4 protein-coding genes are annotated in these 3303 nt (G+C 72.1%); all 4 read left to right on the top strand.

What is annotated here, in order from left to right; all coding sequences use genetic code 11:
• Positions 1 to 1056, top strand: a 1056-nt coding sequence (gene rfbB / locus APM_RS15760; RefSeq protein ID WP_241763175.1) for a dTDP-glucose 4,6-dehydratase, incomplete at its 5' end; no start/stop codon positions are given.
• Positions 1053 to 1934, top strand: coding sequence for a glucose-1-phosphate thymidylyltransferase RfbA (gene rfbA / locus APM_RS15755; protein ID WP_007424380.1), 882 nt, complete (start codon positions 1053 to 1055; stop codon positions 1932 to 1934). The genes rfbB and rfbA, both read left to right, overlap by 4 nt.
• Positions 1931 to 2485: a dTDP-4-dehydrorhamnose 3,5-epimerase gene (rfbC, locus tag APM_RS15750; RefSeq protein WP_007424379.1), complete on the top strand. Its 555-nt coding sequence runs from the start codon at positions 1931 to 1933 to the stop codon at positions 2483 to 2485. The genes rfbA and rfbC overlap by 4 nt, the downstream gene beginning before the upstream one ends.
• 1 nt (position 2486) lies before the next feature.
• Positions 2487 to 3303: dTDP-4-dehydrorhamnose reductase (gene rfbD, locus APM_RS15745; RefSeq protein ID WP_007424378.1), on the top strand; the 817-nt coding region annotated here is incomplete at its 3' end.

Below are 3303 nucleotides of genomic sequence, written 5' to 3'. Positions count from 1 at the left end.
TTGCGATTTCTGATCACCGGGGGCTGCGGCTTCATTGGTTCTGCGGTTGTCCGTCGGCTTGTGGCGAGCACGCCGCACGAGGTCGTCACCGTCGACAAGATGACCTACGCCGCCTCGGAGGACGCGCTGGGCGCTGCGCTGGGGCATCCGCGCCATCGCCTGATCCGCGCCGACATCGCCGATGCCGCGGCGATGCGCGCCGTCTTCGAGGCGCACCGGCCCGACATCGTCATGCATCTCGCCGCCGAATCCCATGTCGACCGCTCGATCGACGGGCCGCGCGATTTCATCGACACCAACATCACCGGCACCTTCGTCCTGCTCGAGGCCGCCCGCGCCTGGTTCGCCACCCTGGACGAGCCCGCCCGCCGCCGCTTCCGCTTCCACCACATCTCCACCGACGAGGTGTTCGGCGCCCTCGAACAAGGCGATCCCCCCTTCACCGAAACCACCCCCTACGACCCCCGCAGCCCCTACGCCGCCAGCAAGGCCGCCTCGGACCATCTCGTCCGCGCCTGGCGGCACACCTACGGCCTGCCCGCCATCGTCTCCAACACCACCAACAATTACGGCCCCTGGCAGTTCCCCGAGAAACTCATCCCGCTGGTGCTCATCAACGCCCTCGAGGGCCGCCCCCTGCCCGTCTATGGCGACGGCTCCAACCTGCGCGACTGGCTCTTCGTCGAGGATCACGCCGAGGCGCTCCTCGCCATCGCCCTCACCGGCACGCCCGGCGAGACCTACGCCATCGGCGCCCGCCAGCCCCGCTCCAATCTCGACGTCGTCCGCGCCATCTGCCGCCTGCTCGATGCCCGCCGCCCCGATCCCGCCGGCCCGCGCGAGCGGCTGATCACCTTCGTCGCCGACCGCCCCGGCCACGATTTCCGCTACGAGATCGACCCCGCCCGCAGCGAGGCCGCCCTCGCCTGGCGCGCCGCCCACGATTTCGAGGCCGGACTCGCCCGCACCGTCGACTGGTATCTCGCCAACGAGACCTGGTGGCGCGCCATCCGCGCCCGCCGCTATGCCGGCCAGCGCCTCGGTACCGCCGCATGATCCGCAAGGGCATCATCCTCGCCGGCGGCTCCGGCACCCGCCTGCACCCCTCCACCCTCGCCGCCTCGAAGCAGCTCCTCCCCGTCTACGACAAGCCGATGGTCTACTATCCGCTGTCGACCCTGCTGCTCGCCGGCATCCGCGACCTGCTGCTGATCTCCACCCCGCAGGACCTGCCCCAGTTCCGCCGCCTGCTCGGCGACGGCAGCCAATACGGCATCCGCATCGGCTATGCCGCCCAGCCCTCGCCCGACGGTCTCGCCCAGGCCTTCCTGATCGGCGCGGACTGGCTCGCCGGCGAGGCCTGCGCCCTCGCCCTCGGCGACAACCTCATCCACGCCGACCATCTCTCGCTCGCGCTGCGCCAGGCCGCCGGCCGGGAGGCCGGCGCCACCGTCTTCGCCTACCAGGTGCGCGATCCCGAGCGCTACGGCGTCGTCACCTTCGACAGCGCCGGCCGCGCCATCGACATCGTCGAGAAACCCGCCGCCCCCGCCTCCAGCTGGGCGGTCACCGGCCTCTATTTCTACGACCGCCGGGTCACCGAATTCGCCCGCCGCATCCGACCCTCCGCCCGCGGCGAGCTCGAGATCACCGATCTCAACCGCCTCTATCTCGACGACGGCTCCCTCGCCGTCGAGCGCCTCGGCCGCGGCACCGCCTGGCTCGACGCCGGAACCCCCGACTCCCTGCTCCAGGCCGCAACCTTCGTGCAGACCATCCAGGCCCGCCAGGGACAGCTCGTCGGCTGCCCCGAGGAAGTCGCCTTCCGCATGGGCTTCATCGACGCCGACACCCTGCGCCGCCACGCCGCCCGCCTCGGCAAGACCGAACTCGGCCGCGTCCTGCGCGAACTCGCCGACGGAGAGGCCGCATGATCGAGCCGCTCGACCTGCCCGGCGTCATGCTCATCACCCCGCCCCGCTTCGCCGATTCCCGCGGCTGGTTCAGCGAAACCTGGAACCAGGCAAGGCTCGCCGCCCTCGGCTTCACCGAAACCTTCGTGCAGGACAACCACTCCTCCTCCACCCGCCCCGGAACCATCCGCGGCCTGCACTGCCAGCTCGCCCCCTTCGCCCAGGGCAAGCTCGTCCGCTGCATCCGCGGCGCGATCTGGGACGTCGCCGTCGACATCCGCCACGGCTCGCCCAGCTTCGGCCGCCACGCCGCCGCCGAGCTCTCCGCCGCCAACGGGCGCCAGCTCTGGATCCCGCCCGGCTTCCTGCACGGCTTCTGCACCACCGAGCCCGATACCGAGGTCGTCTACAAGGTCACCGCCCCCTACGACAAAGCCTCCGAACGCGGCGTCATCTGGAACGATCCCGATCTCGCCCTGCCCTGGCCCGTCCCCGCCGGCACCGCCCTCCTCTCCGACAAGGACAATCTCCTGCCCCGCCTGGCCGAGGCCGAACCCTGGTTCAGGCTCTGACATGCCGCCCCGCCCGATCCTGATCACCGGGGCGAGCGGCCAGCTCGGCCACGCCCTCGCCGCCCGCGCGCCCGCCGCCGGGCTCCCCGCCCGCGCCATCGGCCGCCCCGGCTTCGACTTCGACGCCCCGGAAACGATCGCCAGGGCCCTCGCCGCCGCCGATCCCGCCCTCGTCGTCAACGCCGCCGCCTGGACCGCCGTCGACGCCGCCGAGACCAGCGCCGACGCCGCCTTCCGCGCCAACCGCGACGGCCCCGCAACCCTCGCCACCCTCTGCCGCAGCCGCGGCATCCCCCTCATCCACGTCTCGACCGACTACGTCTTCGACGGCACCAAGGGCGCGCCCTACACCGAAACCGACCCGATCGCCCCGCTCGGCGTCTACGGCCACAGCAAGGCCGCCGGCGAGGAAGCCATCCTCGCCGCCGGCGCCGACGCCATCATCCTCCGCACCGCCTGGGTCTTCTCCGCCACCGGCAAGAACTTCGCCCGCACCATGATCGCCGCCGCCCGCCGCCTGCCGGCGCTGCGCGTCGTCGCCGACCAGCGCGGCACCCCCACCGCCGCCGAGGACCTCGCCGACGCCATCCTCGCCATCGCCGCTCGCATCCTCGCCGAAGGCTGGCAGCCCGGCTTCGCCGGCATCTTCCACGCCACCAGCGCCGGCGACACCTCATGGCACGGCTTCGCCACCGAAATCCTCGCCCTCGCCGCTCGCCACGGCACACCACACCCCGACATCATCCCCATCGCCACCGCAGACTGGCCCACCCCAGCCCGCCGACCCGCCGACTCCCGCCTCGACACCACAAAACTCA

Source organism: Acidiphilium sp. PM, assembly GCF_000219295.1.
Classification (GTDB): Bacteria; Pseudomonadota; Alphaproteobacteria; order Acetobacterales; family Acetobacteraceae; genus Acidiphilium; species Acidiphilium multivorum.
The sequence above is the reverse complement of the archived record's forward strand: the minus strand, read 5'-3'. Positions and strand labels throughout refer to the sequence as shown.

Excerpts from the sequence above, each read along its gene's own strand:
- rfbA (WP_007424380.1), top strand. The coding sequence starts at position 1,053 with ATGATCCGCAAGGGCATCATCCTCGCCGGCGGCTCCGGCACCCGCCTG.
- rfbC (WP_007424379.1), top strand. The coding sequence starts at position 1,931 with ATGATCGAGCCGCTCGACCTGCCCGGCGTCATGCTCATCACCCCGCCC.